Source organism: Gilliamella apis, from assembly GCF_030758615.1.
Classification (GTDB): Bacteria; Pseudomonadota; Gammaproteobacteria; order Enterobacterales; family Orbaceae; genus Gilliamella; species Gilliamella apis_A.
In genome coordinates this window covers 601,848-620,621 of sequence record NZ_CP132381.1, presented here as the reverse complement: position 1 = coordinate 620,621, position 18,774 = coordinate 601,848, and the positions used below count along the sequence as shown (strand labels likewise).

Sequence of the window (18,774 nt, the reverse complement as noted above, 5' to 3'; positions counted from 1 at the left end):
TATTTTTTATATTGTTAAATTGTTTCACACATACAACAATAAATAAATAGGAAAATGACACTAATAGAGTAAATATAATATTATACAGCGGATTTTGGTGATAATTTAATAATCGTTATAATATTAATTATCGCAAAGGTAACCTCTATAGCTAAACTACCTAAAGAGCCTATCCATAAGCTATATATTATCCATAAAATACTACTTAACAATATCAGTAATCGCATCTTTTGTTGTTCAAATCTAAATAATGCAATTGTTACTAATGTAGTACCAATAACTGAGAAATAATGTATACATTGTCGCCAATCAGGCGTTGTGAAAAAGTAAAATATCCACATCAATCCTATAAAAAACATCATGGCTAAAAAATTCTTGGTATAAGTTGATGTGATGTTTCTAAAAATATTTACTATATTAAGTATAGCCGCAGGATAGGATTCTGGTCCTAATAAATAAAAATGCACAGTCATAATAATATTAACAATGGTTAATTGCCATCGAAAAGCATTATCATTACGTTGTAAAAAAGCACTAACTCCAACAAGATAACCTAAAATACCAATTAATTGCGGAATTGTTGTGTATTTTTCAATAAAATCAGAGCTAAAAAACTGGTATAAAAAGTTTAGATTATCCACTGTTTACTCCTTAGACAAATGGCTCTGATAAATAACTAACAAAAAATACATTGATCCTAGAACGCAAAAAAGCCCAGCATCGCTGCTGGGCTCGTATATTTAAAAGTCTGGCGGCACCCTACTCTCACATGGGTAATACCCACACTACCATCGGCACTACGGCGTTTCACTTCTGAGTTCGGCATGGGGTCAGGTGGGACCACCGCGCTATTACCGCCAGACATATTCTGTCTTCTCTTATCTCTATTGCTGTGCATTATCTCATATCCACAACAATCACTCAATCCGGAACAAACTGTTCGATTATCTATTAATCTATCTCTACCTTCGCGTACCCAAAACAACTCCGAGTTGTAAGGTTAAGACTCTCGGTTCATTAGTATCAGTTAGCTCAATGTATCACTACACTTACACACCTGACCTATCTACGTCTTAGTCTCAAACGGACCTTACTGATTCTCATCAGGGAAAACTCATCTCAAGGCTAGTTTCGTACTTAGATGCTTTCAGCACTTATCTATTCCGCACGTAGCTACCGGGCAATGCAATTGGCATCACAACCCGAACACCAGCGGTGCGTTCACTTCGGTCCTCTCGTACTAGAAGCAAACCCTCTCAATTTTCCTACGCCCATGGCAGATAGGGACCGAACTGTCTCACGACGTTCTAAACCCAGCTCGCGTACCACTTTAAACGGCGAACAGCCGTACCCTTGGGACCTACTTCAGCCCCAGGATGTGATGAGCCGACATCGAGGTGCCAAACACCGCCGTCGATATGAACTCTTGGGCGGTATCAGCCTGTTATCCCCGGAGTACCTTTTATCCGTTGAGCGATGGCCCTTCCATTCAGAACCACCGGATCACTATGACCTACTTTCGTACCTGCTCGAGCCGTCACTCTCGCAGTCAAGCTAGCTTTTGCCATTGCACTAACCTCCTGATGTCCGACCAGGATTAGCTAACCTTCGTGCTCCTCCGTTACTCTTTGGGAGGAGACCGCCCCAGTCAAACTACCCACCAGACAGTGTCCCTTACCTCGATTCAGAAGTATAGGTTAGAACATCAAACATTAAAGGGTGGTATTTCAAGGTCGACTCCATGCATACTGGCGTACACACTTCTTAGTCTCCCACCTATCCTACACATTAAGGCTCAATGTTCACTGTCAAGCTATAGTAAAGGTTCACGGGGTCTTTCCGTCTTGCCACGGGTACACCGCATCTTCACGGCAATTTCAATTTCACTGAGTCTCGGGTGGAGACAGCCTGGCCATCATTACGCCATTCGTGCAGGTCGGAACTTACCCGACAAGGAATTTCGCTACCTTAGGACCGTTATAGTTACGGCCGCCGTTTACTGGGGCTTCGATCAAGAGCTTCTGCTTACGCATAACCCCATCAATTAACCTTCCAGCACCGGGCAGGCGTCACACCGTATACGTCCACTTTCGTGTTTGCACAGTGCTGTGTTTTTATTAAACAGTTGCAGCCAGCTGGTATCTTCGACTGATTTCACCTCCATCCGCATGGGACTTCAATTACCATCAGCGTGCCTTCTCCCGAAGTTACGGCACCATTTTGCCTAGTTCCTTCACCCGAGTTCTCTCAAGCGCCTTAGTATTCTCTACCTGACCACCTGTGTCGGTTTCGGGTACGATTGACTATAACCTGAAGCTTAGAGGATTTTCCTGGAAGCAGGGCATCAATTACTTCAGCACCTTAGTGCCTCGTCATCACGCCTCAGAGTATCAGTGACCGGATTTGCCTAATCACACCCCTACACGCTTAACCCACCATCCAATAGGTGGTAAACCTAGCCTTCTTCGTCCCCCCATCGCAGTTATAGCCAGTACGGGAATATTAACCCGTTTCCCATCAGATACGCCCTTCGGCCTCTCCTTAGGGGTCGACTCACCCTGCCCCGATTAACGTTGGACAGGAACCCTTGGTCTTCCGGCGAGCGGGCTTTTCACCCGCTTTATCGTTACTTATGTCAGCATTCGCACTTCTGATACCTCCAGCATACCTCACAATACACCTTCTACGGCTTACAGAACGCTCCCCTACCCAACGTATCTAAATACGCTGCCGCAGCTTCGGTGCATAGTTTTAGCCCCGTTACATCTTCCGCGCAGGCCGACTCGACTAGTGAGCTATTACGCTTTCTTTAAATGATGGCTGCTTCTAAGCCAACATCCTAGCTGTCTAAGCCTTCCCACTTCGTTTCCCACTTAACTATGACTTTGGGACCTTAGCTGGCGGTCTGGGTTGTTTCCCTCTTCACGACGAACGTTAGCACCCGCCGTGTGTCTCCCATGATTAAACTTGTCAGTATTCGGAGTTTGCATCGGGTTGGTAAGCCGGGATGGCCCCCTAGCCGAAACAGTGCTCTACCCCCAACAGTTACTCATGAGGCGCTACCTAAATAGCTTTCGGGGAGAACCAGCTATCTCCCGGTTTGATTGGCCTTTCACCCCCAGCCACAGGTCATCCGCTAATTTTTCAACATTAGTCGGTTCGGTCCTCCAGTTAGTGTTAACCAACCTTCAACCTGCCCATGGCTAGATCACCGGGTTTCGGGTCTATACCCTGCAACTTAACGCACAGTTAATACTCGGTTTCCCTTCGGCTCCCCTATTCGGTTAACCTTGCTACAGAATATAAGTCGCTGACCCATTATACAAAAGGTACGCAGTCACTATTACCTAATGGTAAAGCTCCCACTGATTGTACGTACACGGTTTCAGGGTCTATTTCACTCCCCTCCCGGGGTTCTTTTCGCCTTTCCCTCACGGTACTGGTTCACTATCGGTCAATCAGGAGTATTTAGCCTTGGAGGATGGTCCCCCCATCTTCAGACAGGATATCACGTGTCCCGCCCTACTCTATAAGCTTCCACACAATGCATCTTCGTGTACGGGACTTTCACCCTCTATCGTGCGACTTTCCAGACGCTTCCACTAACACATTATGCTACCCGCTTGGGCTCCTCCCCTTTCGCTCGCCGCTACTTAGGGAATCTCGGTTGATTTCTTTTCCTCGGGGTACTTAGATGTTTCAGTTCTCCCGGTTCGCCTCATCTGACTATGGATTCATCAGATGATAGTGTAGTCACCTACACTGGGTTTCCCCATTCGGACATCAACGGCTATAGCGCCTTTTATCGGCTCACCGTCGCTTTTCGCAGATTAACACGTCCTTCATCGCCTCTGATTGCCTAGGCATCCACCGTGTACGCTTAATTTCTTAACCTTACAACTCACAGTTGTCTTGGTTTCAATTACGCTTTTTTCTCTTTCTTATCTCAATCCAACATATTCTCATACATCAGCTTGCCATAAAAACGAGAACTCGTTTCTTTCAGCTTGTTCCTAATTGTTAAAGAGCTTTATCTTTCTATTCATTCGAATATCAAATAAATACAAACATAATTTTTTATAGATAAAAGAGATTTCTTTAATGGTGGAGCTAAGCGGGATCGAACCGCTGGCCTCCTGCGTGCAAGGCAGGCGCTCTCCCAGCTGAGCTATAGCCCCATTGTCTCACTTCATCAACCAATCAAGCTAACCATCAGCTTAAGCAGTCGAATTGGTGGGTCTGAGTGGACTTGAACCACCGACCTCACCCTTATCAGGGGTGCGCTCTAACCACCTGAGCTACAGACCCAATAAAGTGACTCTTTCTAAACAAACAATCTGTGTGAACACTTACGAGCGCTTCGTAAGGAGGTGATCCAACCGCAGGTTCCCCTACGGTTACCTTGTTACGACTTCACCCCAGTCATGGACCACACCGTGGTAAACGCCCCCCTTGCGGTTAAGCTATCTACTTCTGGTGCAACCCACTCCCATGGTGTGACGGGCGGTGTGTACAAGGCCCGGGAACGTATTCACCGTGACATTCTGATTCACGATTACTAGCGATTCCGACTTCATGGAGTCGAGTTGCAGACTCCAATCCGGACTTAGACGTACTTTATGAGGTCCGCTTGCTCTCGCGAGGTCGCCTCCCTTTGTATACGCCATTGTAGCACGTGTGTAGCCCTGGTCGTAAGGGCCATGATGACTTGACGTCGTCCCCACCTTCCTCCGCTTTATCAACGGCAGTCTCCTTTGAGTTCCCGACCTAATCGCTGGCAACAAAGGATAAGGGTTGCGCTCGTTGCGGGACTTAACCCAACATTTCACAACACGAGCTGACGACAGCCATGCAGCACCTGTCTCACAGTTCCCGAAGGCACTCTCGCATCTCTGCAAGATTCTGTGGATGTCAAGACCAGGTAAGGTTCTTCGCGTTGCATCGAATTAAACCACATGCTCCACCGCTTGTGCGGGCCCCCGTCAATTCATTTGAGTTTTAACCTTGCGGCCGTACTCCCCAGGCGGTCGATTTATCGCGTTAGCTTCGGAGCCCATCACTCAGGGCAACAAACTCCAAATCGACATCGTTTACAGCGTGGACTACCAGGGTATCTAATCCTGTTTGCTCCCCACGCTTTCGCATCTCAGCGTCAGTATCTGTCCAGAAGGCCGCCTTCGCCACCGGTATTCCTCCACATCTCTACGCATTTCACCGCTACACGTGGAATTCTACCTTCCTCTACAATACTCTAGTTAACCAGTTTTAAGTGCAATTCCTAGGTTGAGCCCAGGGCTTTCACACCTAACTTAATTATCCGCCTACATGCCCTTTACGCCCAGTCATTCCGATTAACGCTCGCACCCTCCGTATTACCGCGGCTGCTGGCACGGAGTTAGCCGGTGCTTCTTCTGTAATTAACGTCAATTGATGCACCTATTAGATACACCACCTTCCTCATTACCGAAAGTACTTTACAACCCGAAGGCCTTCTTCATACACGCGGCATGGCTGCATCAGGGTTTCCCCCATTGTGCAATATTCCCCACTGCTGCCTCCCGTAGGAGTCTGGACCGTGTCTCAGTTCCAGTGTGGCTGGTCATCCTCTCAGACCAGCTAGAGATCGTCGCCTTGGTAAGCCTTTACCCTACCAACTAGCTAATCCCATATGGGTTCATCAAATGGCGCATGGCCCGAAGGTCCCATGCTTTGGTCTCTCAACATTATGCGGTATTAGCAGTCGTTTCCAACTGTTGTCCCCCTCCATTCGGCAGATCCCCATACTTTACTCACCCGTCCGCCACTCGTCATCAAGTGCAAGCACTCATGTTACCGTTCGACTTGCATGTGTTAAGCCTGCCGCCAGCGTTCAATCTGAGCCATGATCAAACTCTTCAATTTAAAGTTTGATGCTCAATAACTGTCTCTGACATTATTCAAATGAATCTTCAGTGTCACTTATCAAGACTTAATTTTTTTCAGTCCGTAGACTTTTAATTTTTCGTCTCGCAAGTGCCCACACAGATTGTCTGTTTCTTCTTTTTAAAGAGCTGACAGCTTTTTAATTTACTTCACAATTTCTTGTTTCAGTTTGCTGTCTCAAGGGCTGCGTATACTACGCTACACCTTTTCATTCGTCAAGATCTTTTTTTAAAATTTTTGATCTTGCTCACTAACACTGGTTTTGTCTGCTTGTCGCTGACGCCGTGTCAGTGGATGCGCATTATAGGCACTTCATTTTTTTTGGCAAGTGAAAAATTGCAATTATTTATTTGTTCGAATAAGCTTTAATCAGCATGAACGCTAATACAATGATATTTATTAAGATTATATTCAGTGAATTTTTTAGTTAATTTTTCAACCTGCTGATTATGTAATGTACTTATCACAATATTATCTAGAGTGGATAGTTCGCTTAAACTATTTAGATCATACTGATCATTAAGCAATGTATTGACTCTTGAAGCAATTGCATATCCTGAATCGATGAAAGTTGTATTAGGAAAAAGTATTTTTAACTCATCTTTAATAAATGGATAATGAGTGCAGCCAAGCACAATAGTATCGGGGATAGTAGATAAATTAAGCCATGGCTGCAATAATGTTTCAAGTTGCTGCATATCAACAGCAATCCCTTGTAGCTTATTTTCAGCGATATGAGCTAATTCTGATAAACCAAGTAACTTTACACTACAATCTGGCGCAAATTCTTGGATCAAATTATTTGTATATGCCCGTTGTATTGTTGCCTTTGTTGCCAATAAACCTATGCATTTATTTTTAGTAACTTTGCTGGCAGGCTTAATTGCAGGTACAACACCAACAATTGGAAAGGTAAAGTTTGTTCGTAAACTGGGTAAACAAATAGTGCTAGCGGTATTACATGCAATGACTGCTAAATCAATAGAGTATGATTGTAAAATGGTAGCAATGATACGATTCACTCTAGTGATTAAATATTCAGATGATTTATCACCATAGGGAAAACCTTCATTATCAAAAGCATAAATATAATGTAGATTCGGTATTTTATTATAGATTTCATTATAAATAGATAATCCACCGATACCCGAATCAAAAACTAATACTGTGGGAGATTGTTTTACAATATTCATATATAGTTAATGAAGGTTAAAAAAATAAACGAGCCATATCCTAAATTGATTAAAATTTTATGCAAGTAATTTTGTTTGCGGTAATGCTGGCTTTTTTTAGAATAAATCATTAAAATGGACGTCTAGATGGTAAAACTGCTAAACATAAGCATCTTTCATAGTTATTTTATATTTAGAGAATTGCACTAAATAAGTTAAAGAAGGTAAAACATGTCAGAATTTCTATTTACTTCAGAATCTGTATCAGAAGGTCATCCAGATAAAATAGCCGATCAAATATCTGATGCAGTATTAGATGCTATTTTAGAACAAGATCCTAAAGCACGAGTTGCTTGCGAAACTTACGTAAAAACCGGTATGGCATTAGTCGGTGGAGAAATTACAACTTCGGCTTGGGTTGATATTGAAGAATTAACCAGAAAAACCATTAATGATATTGGTTATACTAGTTCAGAAATGGGCTTTGATGCCAATTCTTGTGCAGTTCTCAATGCAATTGGTAAGCAATCGCCGGATATTAACCAAGGTGTTGATCGTAAAAATCCACTGGAACAAGGTGCTGGTGACCAAGGTATTATGTTTGGCTATGCTACCAATGAAATGCCTAACTTAATGCCAGCAGCAATTAGTTATGCTCATGATCTTATGCGTCGTCAAGCTGAAGTAAGAAAAAATGGTTGTCTCCCATGGTTAAGACCTGATGCCAAAAGCCAAGTCACATTAATTTACCAAGATGGAAAAATTCAAGGCGTTGATACTATAGTTTTATCGACCCAACATTCAGAAGACATTGAACAAAAAGCGTTGCATGAAGCGGTAATGGAAGAGATCATTAAACCAACCCTACCAAGCGAGTGGTTAACTTCAAGAACAAAATATTTTATCAATCCTACTGGACGTTTTGTTATTGGTGGTCCTATGGGAGATTGTGGTTTAACTGGTCGAAAAATTATTGTTGATACTTATGGTGGTGCCGCACGACATGGTGGTGGAGCATTTTCAGGGAAAGATCCTTCAAAAGTGGATCGTTCAGCAGCTTACGCTGCAAGATATGTTGCCAAAAATATTGTAGCCGCAGGACTTGCTGATAAATGTGAATTACAAATTTCTTACGCTATCGGTGTTGCTCACCCAACTTCTATTTATGTTAATACTTTTGGCACTGAAAAAATTGCTCAAGATAAAATTATATCATTAATAAAAGAATTTTTTGATTTACGTCCTTATGGATTAATTCAAATGCTTGATCTTATCCAGCCAATTTATCAAAAAACAGCAAGCTATGGCCATTTTGGTCGAGATATCTTCCCATGGGAAAAAACCGATAAGGCAGCTATTCTTCGCGATGCAGCAGGATTATAAACGCGTACCAATTTATCTCCAAAATCAAGTATTGGCTTGTTTAAGAACACACTTAATTCAAGCCAATCAAATATTAACAACCAATTATAAAGAGCCTAAAATCAGTTACAAACCAAAAGGAACTATTGCTGGCTGCGCATTATTAACCCGTTGGGAAATACAACTTAATAGCACAATGCTCTATGAGAATAGGGAAGATTTTATTAATGAAGTTGTGCCTCATGAATTAGCTCATCTCATTACTTTTCAATATTTTGGTAAAGTAAAACCACATGGCAAAGAATGGCAATATGTCATGTCTGAAATAATGAAAAAAGAACCAAAAGTGACCCATAATTTCAAAATTAAACGCAACGAATATATATATTTTTGTGACTGCCAAGAGCATTATTTATCACCAATACGACATAAAAAAATTATAAATAATAAAACTAGTTATCAATGTCGTAAATGCGGTACTATACTAAAACTTAAAAACATTAGTTAATTTTAAAATAAATTATGCCTAATTTTGATACCCACTTTTACAAAAGTTCTATATTTATTGTACTCTTAAGCTTTTTTTTATATATCGTAGGTAACTTTTGTCTGCCATTATATGGCAAACTAACCGTAAGTTTAGTCGAACATCTCCAGTCATTATTTTTATTATTTATGTGCGGTTATAGCTATTTTTATGCGAAAAGTGTTAAAAATCATTCAAACCTGTATAAATTTTGGATTTGGACAATATTTTGGTGGTTTATGCTGTTTGGTAGAGGTATCAGCTGGGGACGAGATTTTTTCCCAGATGTTCCTCGTTTTTATTATAAAATTATTGCTGGTATTATCATGGCAATTCCATTACTAACTACATTTTTGCCAACTATTCGCCAAGAAATAATTCGTCGATATAAATATGAAACAATTCCGGTCTGGCATCTATTTTTCGCCTTTTTATTCTTAGGTATCGCCGATACTGCTGAACACCGTCGTTTAGGTTACCAATTTTTGGTGTTAGATCCACAGCGCAAAGATTTAATTGAGGAGTTAATGGAAATACCCTGCCTGTTAAGTCTAGCTTTAACTACTTTTTATATGCAAAAAAATGAAAAAAAGAGGTTAAATAAGTCATGTTAAGCTATCGTCATAGCTATCACGCAGGCAATCATGCCGATGTTTTAAAACATATTGTATTAACATTATGTATTAACTCATTAAAAGAAAAAGAAAAACCATTTTTATACTTAGATACTCATTCGGGAGCTGGTCGTTATTTACTACAAAGTGAACATTCTGAAAAAACAGGGGAATATTTATCTGGTATCAATTTAATTTGGCAACAATCCGAAACACCTGAATTACTTAATACTTATTTATCGGTTTTAAAACGTTATAACCCTTTCGATAATTTAAAATATTATTTAGGCTCCCCTTTAATAGCTAAACAATTACTAAGAGAACAAGACAAAATCAATCTTACAGAACTTCATCCTACAGATTATCCATTATTGCGACAAGAATTCAGTAAAGATAAACGGGCCCGAGTTTTAAGAGAAGATGGATTTTCACAATTAAAATCAAAACTACCTCCCGAATCTCGTCGAGGAATTGTTTTGATTGATCCTTCATATGAAATAAAAGATGATTATCAAAAAATCCCTAAAGCATTATTAGAAGCATATAAACGTTTCGCAACTGGCATTTATTTAATTTGGTATCCGGTTGTTTCTCGAACTCAAACGCAAAAGATGATAGATGAAATAGTTAACTTAGGTATTAAGAAAATTTCTCAATTTGAATTTGCAATCAAACCAGATAATAACCAGAAAGGTATGACGGCTTCAGGTATGATCGTTATTAATCCGCCATGGAAATTACAGCAACAAATGCAAACCATTATGCCGTGGTTGAAAAACACCCTTGATACAGAAAAAACAGGGAATTATCTTATTAAGGAATTAGTTCCAGAATGATTTCTAATGGTTATAGATCAAAAATGCGAGAATCTCTCGCATTTTTTATAAATAATATTTAAACAACAACTAAACATTTAAAATTAAGGAAAGAAATGACAAGCAAACAGATAAATCCATAAAATTACAGTTAGAAGCAGGGAAAGAAAAACTGCTGCCGAACCATAATCCTTTGCCCGCCCTGATAATTCATGACGCTCTGTACCAATTCGATCAACAACACATTCAATAGCACTATTGAGTAACTCAACAATCATCACAACGCCAATTGATCCCAATAATAAAATGCGCTCATAAATTGAAAAATCAATTAGCATTACCGTTACATAAGCAATAACTAACAAAATTAATTCTTGTCTAAATGCTGTTTCATATTTTATTGCTGACTTAAATCCTTTTAAAGAATATTTTGTCGCATTAATAATACGTTGCAATCCAGTCGATTTTTCCATCTTTATATTCCAAATTCTAAATTATCGCACATAACCATAGTTCATAAGACGTTGAAATCTTCTTTCAAGCAGTTCAGGTAATGTTAAACCTTGTAATTCATCCAGATCAGCTAATAATTGTTTTTTAAGTGAATTAGCAATAGTTGTATAATCACGATGAGCACCACCAAGAGGCTCAGGTACGACAGAATCGATCAGATTCAATTTTATCAATTTGTCAGCTGTCATATTCATTGCTTCTGCTGCTACTGGCGCTTTATCAGCACTTTTCCATAAAATTGATGCACATCCTTCCGGAGAAATAACGGAGTAAGTACTATACTGTAGCATATTGACTTTATCTGCGACACCAATTGCAAGTGCTCCTCCCGAGCCACCTTCACCAATGACAGTACAAATTGTTGGTACATTTAATCGTGACATCTCACGCAGGTTACGCGCAATTGCTTCTGCTTGTCCTCTTTCTTCTGCACCAATTCCAGGATAAGCTCCTGGCGTATCAATAAATGTAATAATTGGTAACTTAAACCGCTCAGCCAGTTGCATTAATCTCAATGCTTTACGATAACCTTCTGGAGCTGGCATACCAAAGTTACGATAGATTTTCTGTTTAGTTTCACGACCTTTTTGATGGCCAATCACCATAACAGGGCGATCATCTATACGCGCTATACCACCAACAATTGCCTTATCATCAGCATAGGCTCTATCTCCAGCTAACTCATCAAAATCAGTAAAAATTTCATTGATATAGTCTAATGTGTAAGGACGATTAGGGTGCCTAGCTAACTGAGCCACATCCCAAGGCGATAGATTAGAAAATATTTTTTTAGTCAATTCACGACTTTTCTGATTTAATTGCTTAATTTCTTTATCTAAATTAATATCTAATTCAACTTGTTGCGAATCAATATTCTTTAAGGAATTAATTTTTGCTTCTAATTCCGCTATCGGCTTTTCAAATTCCAAAAAATTGTTCATAACGCTTGTGATTGCCTCTTGTATTATTTGTATTTTATAAAAAATACGTCACTAAATTTAGTATACAGACTATTTATTAAAATAAAATTAAATCAATTTTACTATGTAATTGTCATTGAAGTCATCAATATTTATTATTAATACACTTAAACAGGTTAAATAGCACCTTTAATGTTTATTTAAATCTTTACATCTAAATAGCCCAGATTTTTTATTACTTATTCGATTAATATAACTTAATTAATCAAATTCAAAATTCACACGTTCATTACCTAGTAAGGTTTTTAGTTCTATTATTAATGCATCTTCAGGTACTATACGCCAAGTGGTACCAAATTGCAGGCGTACGATGGAGTCTTCTCTTTGATAATATAAATTAACAGGCACACTACCATGTCGATAAGGTTCTATAATTTGTTGAAGCCTTTGTAGGATTGTCCGATTAACCTCAATATCAGTTAATGTAATAGCTAACCCCTTAACATATTTAGCCCGAGCATCTTTTAAGTCAACAATGTCTCGCACAGATAATTTAAAGCCACCATTGAAATCATCATGACTTACTTGACCAGAAACAATTAAAATTTTATCTTTTACAAGTAAATGCCCAAATTTATCTAATGCTTCAGAGAAAAGCATGCCATCAATTCGTCCTGACCTATCATCTAAAGTGAATAATCCAATTTTATTACCTTTTTTGGTAATCCGAACTCGGGCATCAACAACTATACCGGCAAAAGTAGCCATTTTTCCCCATCCAGTAGGTGCTGCCTCACTAATACGAACACCTCCAGAATATCGATTGAGTTCTTTTAAATATTGGGTAACCGGATGTCCGGTTAAATAAAGTCCTAATGCTTCACGTTCACCATCAAGTAAAACTTGTGCTGGTAATTCAGGTACAGCGGCATATGCGTGCTCAACTTGTTCTGGCTCTTCAGCAAGGACGCCAAACATATCTTCTTGACCAATATTCTGCGCTTTAGCATATTGATCTGCCGCTTGCATGGCATCATTGATACTATGTAAAATAGCCGCTCTATGTGGTCCTAGTTTATCAAAAGCACCAGCCATAGTTAATTTTTCTAACACTCGACGATTAATTTTTTTCATATCCGTTCGAGCACAAAGCTCGAAGATATTTTTAAAATAACCACCGCTATTACGAGCTTCAACAATAGCTTCTATTGGGCCTTCCCCTACTCCCTTTATAGCACCAATACCGTAAACAATTTCACCTTTATCATTCACATGAAAATGGTAAAGACCACTATTAATATCAGGAGGATTAACTTGCAACCCCATTCGTAGACATTCGTCAACTAAACCAACAATTTTATCAGTATTGTCCATATCAGCAGTCATTACTGCAGCCATAAATTCAGCCGGATAATGTGTCTTTAACCATAAAGTCTGATAGGAAACAAGTGCATAAGCAGCAGAGTGAGATTTATTAAAGCCATAACCAGCAAATTTTTCAACCAGATCAAAAATATGCATTGAAAGTTCACCATCAACGCCTTGCTTTTCCGCACCTTCTTTAAAAACAGAACGCTGCTTAGCCATCTCTTCTGGTTTTTTCTTACCCATCGCTCGTCGTAACAAGTCTGCGCCACCTAGAGTATAACCAGATAGTGTTTGGGCAATTTGCATAACTTGTTCTTGATATAAAATTATGCCATAAGTTGGTTCTAATATTGGTTTAAGAGATTCATGTTGGTGATTGATATCTGGATAAGATACTTCTTCTCGTCCATGCTTACGGTCAATAAAATTATCCACCATCCCTGACTGTAACGGCCCCGGTCGAAATAAAGCAACTAAAGCGATCATATCTTCAAAACAGTCGGGCTTTAACCGCCTGATTAAATCTTTCATACCACGCGATTCCAATTGGAAGACCGCAGTTGTTTCAGCCTTTAATAATAATTGGAAAGATTCTTCATCATCTAATGGAATACGAGTAATATCAACTGTTGGCTTACCATCCCTTAACTGGCGCTCATTAATCATTTTAATCGCCCAGTCAATAATGGTTAAGGTGCGTAATCCTAAGAAGTCAAATTTAACCAGTCCTGCATATTCAACATCATTTTTATCAAATTGAGTTACAGGATGGAGCCCCTCGGGATCACAATAAATAGGAGAAAAATCAGTAATCTTAGTTGGTGATATTACGACACCTCCAGCATGTTTACCCGCATTTCGAGTAACACCTTCCAACTGTCTTGCGATATCAATAAGAGACTTAACTTCTTCATTATTATCATAAAGCTCTTGCAATTGTGGTTCAGCTTCAAATGCTTTAGCTAAGGTCATACCAGGATCAAGAGGAATTAATTTTGATATACGATCAACAAATCCATAAGGATGGCCAAGTACTCGCCCTACATCACGAATAACCGCTTTAGCAGCCATAGTACCAAAGGTAATAATCTGAGATACCGCATCCCGACCATACATATCAGCAACGTGATCAATAACCATATCACGCTTTTCCATACAAAAGTCGACATCAAAATCCGGCATAGAAACCCGTTCTGGATTCAAAAAACGTTCAAACAGTAAATCAAATGCTAATGGATCTAAATCAGTTATTTTTAAAGCATACGCAACCAGTGATCCTGCCCCTGAACCACGTCCAGGACCAACGGGAATATCGTTATCTTTCGACCATTGAATAAATTCCATTACGATCAAAAAGTAACCCGGAAACCCCATCTGATTTATTACGTTTAATTCTGTTTCTAATCGCTCATCATATTGTGAACGTTTTTGTTTTCGTTCTTCCGGATCAGGAAAAAGAAATTCTAATCTCTCCTCTAAACCTTCTCGAGATTTATGTACCAAAAAATCTTCCGTCGACATATCACCAGTAGGAAATTGCGGTAGGAAATATTCACCAAGCCTTATAGTAACATTACATCGCTTAGCTATTTCTACGCTGTTTTCTAATGCCTCTGGAATATCTGAAAATAAATCACACATCTCTTGTTCAGTACGCAAATACTGTTCAGCAGAATAATTTTTCGGTCTATTAGGATCGTCAAGTGTATTACCATCATGAATAGCAACTCGAATTTCATGAGCTTCAAAATCCGAAGATTTCAAAAATCGCACATCATTAGTCGCCACAACAGGTAAGGAATATTGTTCAGCTAGCTGAATGGCGCTATGAATAAATAATTCTTCATTAAGCCGATTAGTGCGAACTAATTCAAAATAAAAGTGTTGATTAAAATTTTCTCGATAAAAGTTAATTGCATCTTCAATAATTTCCTGATTATCGCGAATAATACCAATACCTATATCACTGTCACGACCAGCTAATATAATTAAACCATCGCGATGTGACCTTAACCATTCCTGATCAACAACCGGCATATCTCCAATATAGCCACGCTGGTAAGCTTTAGAGATTAATAATGTAAGATTTTGATAGCCTTCATTGTTTGCTGCTAACAATGTTAATCGATAAACATCATCACTTAATTGTGAATTTTTAACGGCTAAATCGGCACCAATAATCGGTTTGATGCCCTTACCCATTGCTGAACCATAAAACTTCACCAGTCCACACAGATTGGTAAAATCAGTAATGGCAAAAGCAGGCATTTGCAACTTGCTTACTTCATTAACTAAAGTACCTACTTTAGCTATGCCATCAATCATTGAAAAATCGCTATGTAAATGAAGATGAATAAACTTAGGTTCAGTCATATTTACCAAAAATAATTACCCAGAAAATTAGCCACAATTATAGCATAAACCATATGAATATTCTTATTGTCTTTATTTATCACTAAATATACCAACTAATCAATTACAAAAACGTCCGTTATAAAACAACGGACGTTAATCAAATTAGTGTAGATAAATGCGAAATGTTATTTGCGTCGTAAACCTTCAGCATTTGCAGCTTTTATTGCTGCAAATACTGTGTCGGGATTGATTTCAGCAGGAGAATTATAAATTGACTCACCTTGCGCACAAGCTAAAATTGCCACTTGCATTAAGTCATCATCACTAACATTAGCTAAGCCAATTTCTGCTAATGTGATTGGCAACCCAACGGACTGACAGAAATCATAAACGGTTTCAATCATTTGTGGATCACTATCAATTAACATTAACATAGCAAGTGTACCAAACGCCACTTTTTCACCATGCCAGTAATCATGTGTCGCTTCTAATGCAGTAAATCCATTATGAATGGCATGTGCAGCTGAAAGGCCACCACTTTCAAATCCTAATCCAGAAAGTAACGTATTAGCTTCGATCACATGTTCCAGTGCTGAGGTTACTACTTTTTGTTCACAGGCATTTTTAGCTTGTACACCATATTTTAACAATATTTCAAAACAAAATTTTGCTAGCGCAAATGCGGTCATTGGGCCAGGTCGCCCACTCATATTCCCTGCTTTTGATTGCCTACAATCTTCGGCTTCAAACCAAGTTGCTAAAGCATCGCCCATACCTGCAACTAAAAATCTTGCAGGAGCATTAGCGATAACTTTTGAATCAACTAAAACAACATCAGGATTTCTTGGTAACACAAAATAGCGTTTAAATTCACCTGTTGAAGTGTAAATTACTGATAAAGCACTGCAAGGTGCATCTGTTGAGGCAAGCGTTGGCACAACAACACAAGGATAATGAATAGTTGCGGCTACAGCTTTCGCTGTATCAATAACCTTCCCTCCACCTATACCAACAATCACATCAATGTTTTGAGATTTGGCTAACTCAATTATTCTTGTAATTTCTTCATCACTACATTCTCGGTTAAAAATATCAACGACACTTTCAATCTTATCTGATAGTGATTTTTCGATAGTTTTAGATAAATTTTTGTGGGCAGATGGACTTTCAAGCAATAACGCTTTTTTTCCAAGTCTCGCTAATTCTTCGCCTAAACTATTTTCAATTGCATTAAAGCCTTGAATGTATCGATTGGGGAAAAGTGCAGTAGTAATCATAATAACAGCTCCTAAAAATTAAAAAATCCTGCATAGATAAATCTTATTACCATTATTCAGCAAAATATTTTTTATCCATGTATTAAGTTAAAACATACGCTTTTATTAATATTAAGCTACTAAATATTTTTAAAAATGAGGTATATGCCACATTTTTTAATCTGTGAAGTGTATTATCAAAAAAAAGATAATAGAATAAGTGATTCCCATCACTTAATTGTGATGGGAAGAAAAAGATTAGATCTTCTTGAATAAAACTGAACCGTTAGTACCACCAAAACCAAATGAATTACAAAGCGCATATTCTAAGTTTTTCACTTGACGAGCTGTATGTGGAACATAATCCAGATCACAACCCTCATCAGGGTTATCAAGATTAATTGTTGGTGGAACAGCTTGATCACGTAATGCAAGCACCGTAAAGATAGATTCAACAGCACCAGCAGCACCTAATAAATGCCCAATCATTGATTTAGTTGAACTTACCATTACTTTATTAGCATTTTCTTGGAAAATACTTTTAACTGCTTGCGTTTCTGCTTTATCGCCAGCCGGAGTTGACGTACCATGCGCATTAATATATCCAACTTGTTCAGCCGTTATACCTGCATCACGAATAGCACATTTCATAGCTAATGCTGCGCCACTACCATTTTCTGGAGGTGAAGTCATATGATAAGCATCGCCACTCATACCAAAACCAACGATCTCAGCATAAATTTTAGCGCCACGTTTTTTAGCATGTTCATATTCTTCTAAGAACATGATACCTGCACCATCACCAAGCACAAAACCATCACGATCTTTATCCCATGGGCGACTAGCAGCTTTAGGATTATCATTGTTTGTTGATAATGCACGTGCAGCACCAAAACCACCAATACCCAATGGTGTACTAGCTTTTTCACCACCACCGGCTAACATTGCATCGGCATCACCATAAGCAATCATACGTGCAGCATGACCAATATTATGCACGCCCGATGAACAAGCGGTAGCAATAGTAATACTTGGCCCCTTTAATCCGTAGATAATTGATAAATGACCAGCAATCATATTGACTATTGTTGATGGCACAAAAAATGGGCTAATTTTACGAGGTCCACCATTGACTAATGCACTATGATTTTCTTCAATTAATCCTAGTCCACCAATACCTGAACCGATAGCACAACCGATGCGTTCTGCGTTTTCTTCAGTAACTTCAATGCCAGCATCTTGCATTGCTTGCATACCTGCAGCAATACCATATTGGATAAAATAATCCATTTTACGAGCATCTTTACGTGAAATATTATAATCTTCACCATTAAAGTCTTTAACCATCGCTGCGAAGCGGGTTGCAAAAGGGGCTGTATCAAAGTGTTCTATAAGTTCTACGCCACTTTGACCTGCTAATAAAGCTTGCCAAGTAGACTCAACTGTATTACCTAATGGAGATATCATGCCCATTCCAGTAACAACAACTCTGCGTTTAGACACATTGTCCTCCAGAAAAGGATTGAAATGAAATTTGAATCATTGAAAATTTTATTATGAGTTTTCAGAATTAAATTATGTCAAATTCACTCTATAAAAATAGAGACATAAATAAAAACTAGGCGATCATTTGACCGCCTATTGTGAAAACTCTGCTAACCTTATTGATTTGCAGTAATATAATCAATTGCTGATTGTACAGTTGTAATTTTTTCAGCTTCTTCATCAGGAATTTCTGTATCAAATTCTTCTTCTAAAGCCATAACTAATTCAACTGTGTCAAGAGAGTCAGCGCCAAGATCTTCAACGAAAGAAGATTCATTCTTAACTTCGTCCTCTTTCACACCAAGTTGCTCAACAATAATTTTCTTAACTCGCTCTTCAATAGTGCTCATACTCTTTTTTTTCCTATAAATATCGCCGAAAGTGGCGGTGAATGTAAGTTTATAAA

At 38.8% G+C, this 18,774-nt stretch carries 12 protein-coding genes, 2 tRNA genes and 3 rRNA genes; 4 read left to right on the top strand and 13 right to left on the bottom strand.

Annotation, left to right across the window (positions count from 1 at the left end; translation table 11 throughout):
• Positions 1–80: 80 nt before the first annotated feature.
• The 7 genes from RAM17_RS02925 to murI all read right to left on the bottom strand — a co-directional run bounded on the left by RAM17_RS02925 (position 81) and on the right by murI (position 7,115).
• Complete coding sequence (locus tag RAM17_RS02925) at positions 81–641, bottom strand: YgjV family protein (RefSeq protein ID WP_110448647.1); 561 nt, start codon at positions 639–641, stop codon at positions 81–83.
• A 105-nt stretch (positions 642–746) separates the two neighbouring features.
• A 5S ribosomal RNA gene (gene rrf, locus RAM17_RS02920) occupies positions 747–862 on the bottom strand.
• Between the two features lie 134 nt (positions 863–996).
• Positions 997–3,894: ribosomal RNA gene (locus tag RAM17_RS02915) — 23S ribosomal RNA — on the bottom strand.
• A 208-nt stretch (positions 3,895–4,102) separates the two neighbouring features.
• Positions 4,103–4,178 (bottom strand) — tRNA-Ala (locus RAM17_RS02910).
• A gap of 53 nt (positions 4,179–4,231) precedes the next feature.
• Positions 4,232–4,308: transfer RNA gene (locus RAM17_RS02905), tRNA-Ile, on the bottom strand.
• Positions 4,309–4,363: 55 nt separating this feature from the next.
• Positions 4,364–5,901: ribosomal RNA gene (locus tag RAM17_RS02900) — 16S ribosomal RNA — on the bottom strand.
• The 16S, 23S and 5S rRNA genes sit together here with 2 tRNA genes alongside, the layout of an rRNA operon.
• 386 nt (positions 5,902–6,287) lie before the next feature.
• Positions 6,288–7,115, bottom strand: a complete 828-nt coding sequence (gene murI, locus RAM17_RS02895) for a glutamate racemase (RefSeq protein ID WP_110448539.1) — start codon at positions 7,113–7,115, stop codon at positions 6,288–6,290.
• Positions 7,116–7,325: 210 nt separating this feature from the next.
• Between murI and metK the strand changes: the two genes are divergently transcribed.
• From metK to RAM17_RS02875, 4 genes are all read left to right on the top strand, one after another.
• A complete protein-coding gene (gene metK, locus RAM17_RS02890) occupies positions 7,326–8,477 on the top strand; it encodes a methionine adenosyltransferase (RefSeq protein ID WP_110448540.1) in 1,152 nt (383 codons plus the stop codon).
• Positions 8,461–8,964: a SprT family zinc-dependent metalloprotease gene (locus tag RAM17_RS02885; RefSeq protein WP_110448541.1), complete on the top strand. Its 504-nt coding sequence runs from the start codon at positions 8,461–8,463 to the stop codon at positions 8,962–8,964. Before metK ends, RAM17_RS02885 begins: the two co-directional genes overlap by 17 nt.
• 257 nt (positions 8,965–9,221) lie before the next feature.
• Positions 9,222–9,596, top strand: a complete 375-nt coding sequence (locus tag RAM17_RS02880) for a hypothetical protein (RefSeq protein WP_110448542.1) — start codon at positions 9,222–9,224, stop codon at positions 9,594–9,596.
• Positions 9,590–10,432, top strand: coding sequence for a 23S rRNA (adenine(2030)-N(6))-methyltransferase RlmJ (locus RAM17_RS02875; protein WP_110448543.1), 843 nt, complete (start codon positions 9,590–9,592; stop codon positions 10,430–10,432). Before RAM17_RS02880 ends, RAM17_RS02875 begins: the two co-directional genes overlap by 7 nt.
• 83 nt (positions 10,433–10,515) lie before the next feature.
• Here the strand turns inward: RAM17_RS02875 and RAM17_RS02870 are convergent, their stop codons facing one another.
• From RAM17_RS02870 to acpP, 6 genes are all read right to left on the bottom strand, one after another.
• A complete protein-coding gene (locus RAM17_RS02870; protein ID WP_110448544.1) occupies positions 10,516–10,884 on the bottom strand; it encodes a diacylglycerol kinase in 369 nt (122 codons plus the stop codon).
• Positions 10,885–10,905: 21 nt separating this feature from the next.
• Positions 10,906–11,865 (bottom strand): acetyl-CoA carboxylase carboxyl transferase subunit alpha, encoded by a 960-nt coding sequence (gene accA / locus RAM17_RS02865; protein ID WP_110448545.1) that lies wholly within the window; start codon positions 11,863–11,865, stop codon positions 10,906–10,908.
• 240 nt (positions 11,866–12,105) lie between these two features.
• The gene (dnaE, locus tag RAM17_RS02860) at positions 12,106–15,585 is read right to left on the bottom strand and encodes a DNA polymerase III subunit alpha (RefSeq protein ID WP_110448546.1); all 3,480 of its coding nucleotides are present in this window, start codon (positions 15,583–15,585) and stop codon (positions 12,106–12,108) included.
• 167 nt (positions 15,586–15,752) lie between these two features.
• Positions 15,753–16,844 carry a glycerol dehydrogenase gene (locus RAM17_RS02855; RefSeq protein WP_110448547.1) on the bottom strand — a complete coding sequence of 364 codons (1,092 nt, stop codon included), beginning with the start codon at positions 16,842–16,844 and terminating at the stop codon, positions 15,753–15,755.
• 237 nt (positions 16,845–17,081) lie between these two features.
• A complete protein-coding gene (fabF, locus tag RAM17_RS02850; protein ID WP_065614599.1) occupies positions 17,082–18,326 on the bottom strand; it encodes a beta-ketoacyl-ACP synthase II in 1,245 nt (414 codons plus the stop codon).
• Positions 18,327–18,484: 158 nt separating this feature from the next.
• Positions 18,485–18,718 (bottom strand): acyl carrier protein, encoded by a 234-nt coding sequence (acpP, locus tag RAM17_RS02845; RefSeq protein ID WP_025316503.1) that lies wholly within the window; start codon positions 18,716–18,718, stop codon positions 18,485–18,487.
• Positions 18,719–18,774: the final 56 nt, after the last annotated feature.

Coding starts and splice junctions, on each gene's coding strand:
- RAM17_RS02875 (WP_110448543.1), top strand. CDS start 9,590: ATGTTAAGCTATCGTCATAGCTATCACGCAGGCAATCATGCCGATGTT.
- RAM17_RS02885 (WP_110448541.1), top strand. CDS start 8,461: ATGCAGCAGGATTATAAACGCGTACCAATTTATCTCCAAAATCAAGTA.
- murI (WP_110448539.1), bottom strand. CDS start 7,115: ATGAATATTGTAAAACAATCTCCCACAGTATTAGTTTTTGATTCGGGT.
- acpP (WP_025316503.1), bottom strand. CDS start 18,718: ATGAGCACTATTGAAGAGCGAGTTAAGAAAATTATTGTTGAGCAACTT.
- RAM17_RS02855 (WP_110448547.1), bottom strand. CDS start 16,844: ATGATTACTACTGCACTTTTCCCCAATCGATACATTCAAGGCTTTAAT.
- dnaE (WP_110448546.1), bottom strand. CDS start 15,585: ATGACTGAACCTAAGTTTATTCATCTTCATTTACATAGCGATTTTTCA.
- RAM17_RS02880 (WP_110448542.1), top strand. CDS start 9,222: ATGCTGTTTGGTAGAGGTATCAGCTGGGGACGAGATTTTTTCCCAGAT.
- RAM17_RS02870 (WP_110448544.1), bottom strand. CDS start 10,884: ATGGAAAAATCGACTGGATTGCAACGTATTATTAATGCGACAAAATAT.
- metK (WP_110448540.1), top strand. CDS start 7,326: ATGTCAGAATTTCTATTTACTTCAGAATCTGTATCAGAAGGTCATCCA.
- accA (WP_110448545.1), bottom strand. CDS start 11,865: ATGAACAATTTTTTGGAATTTGAAAAGCCGATAGCGGAATTAGAAGCA.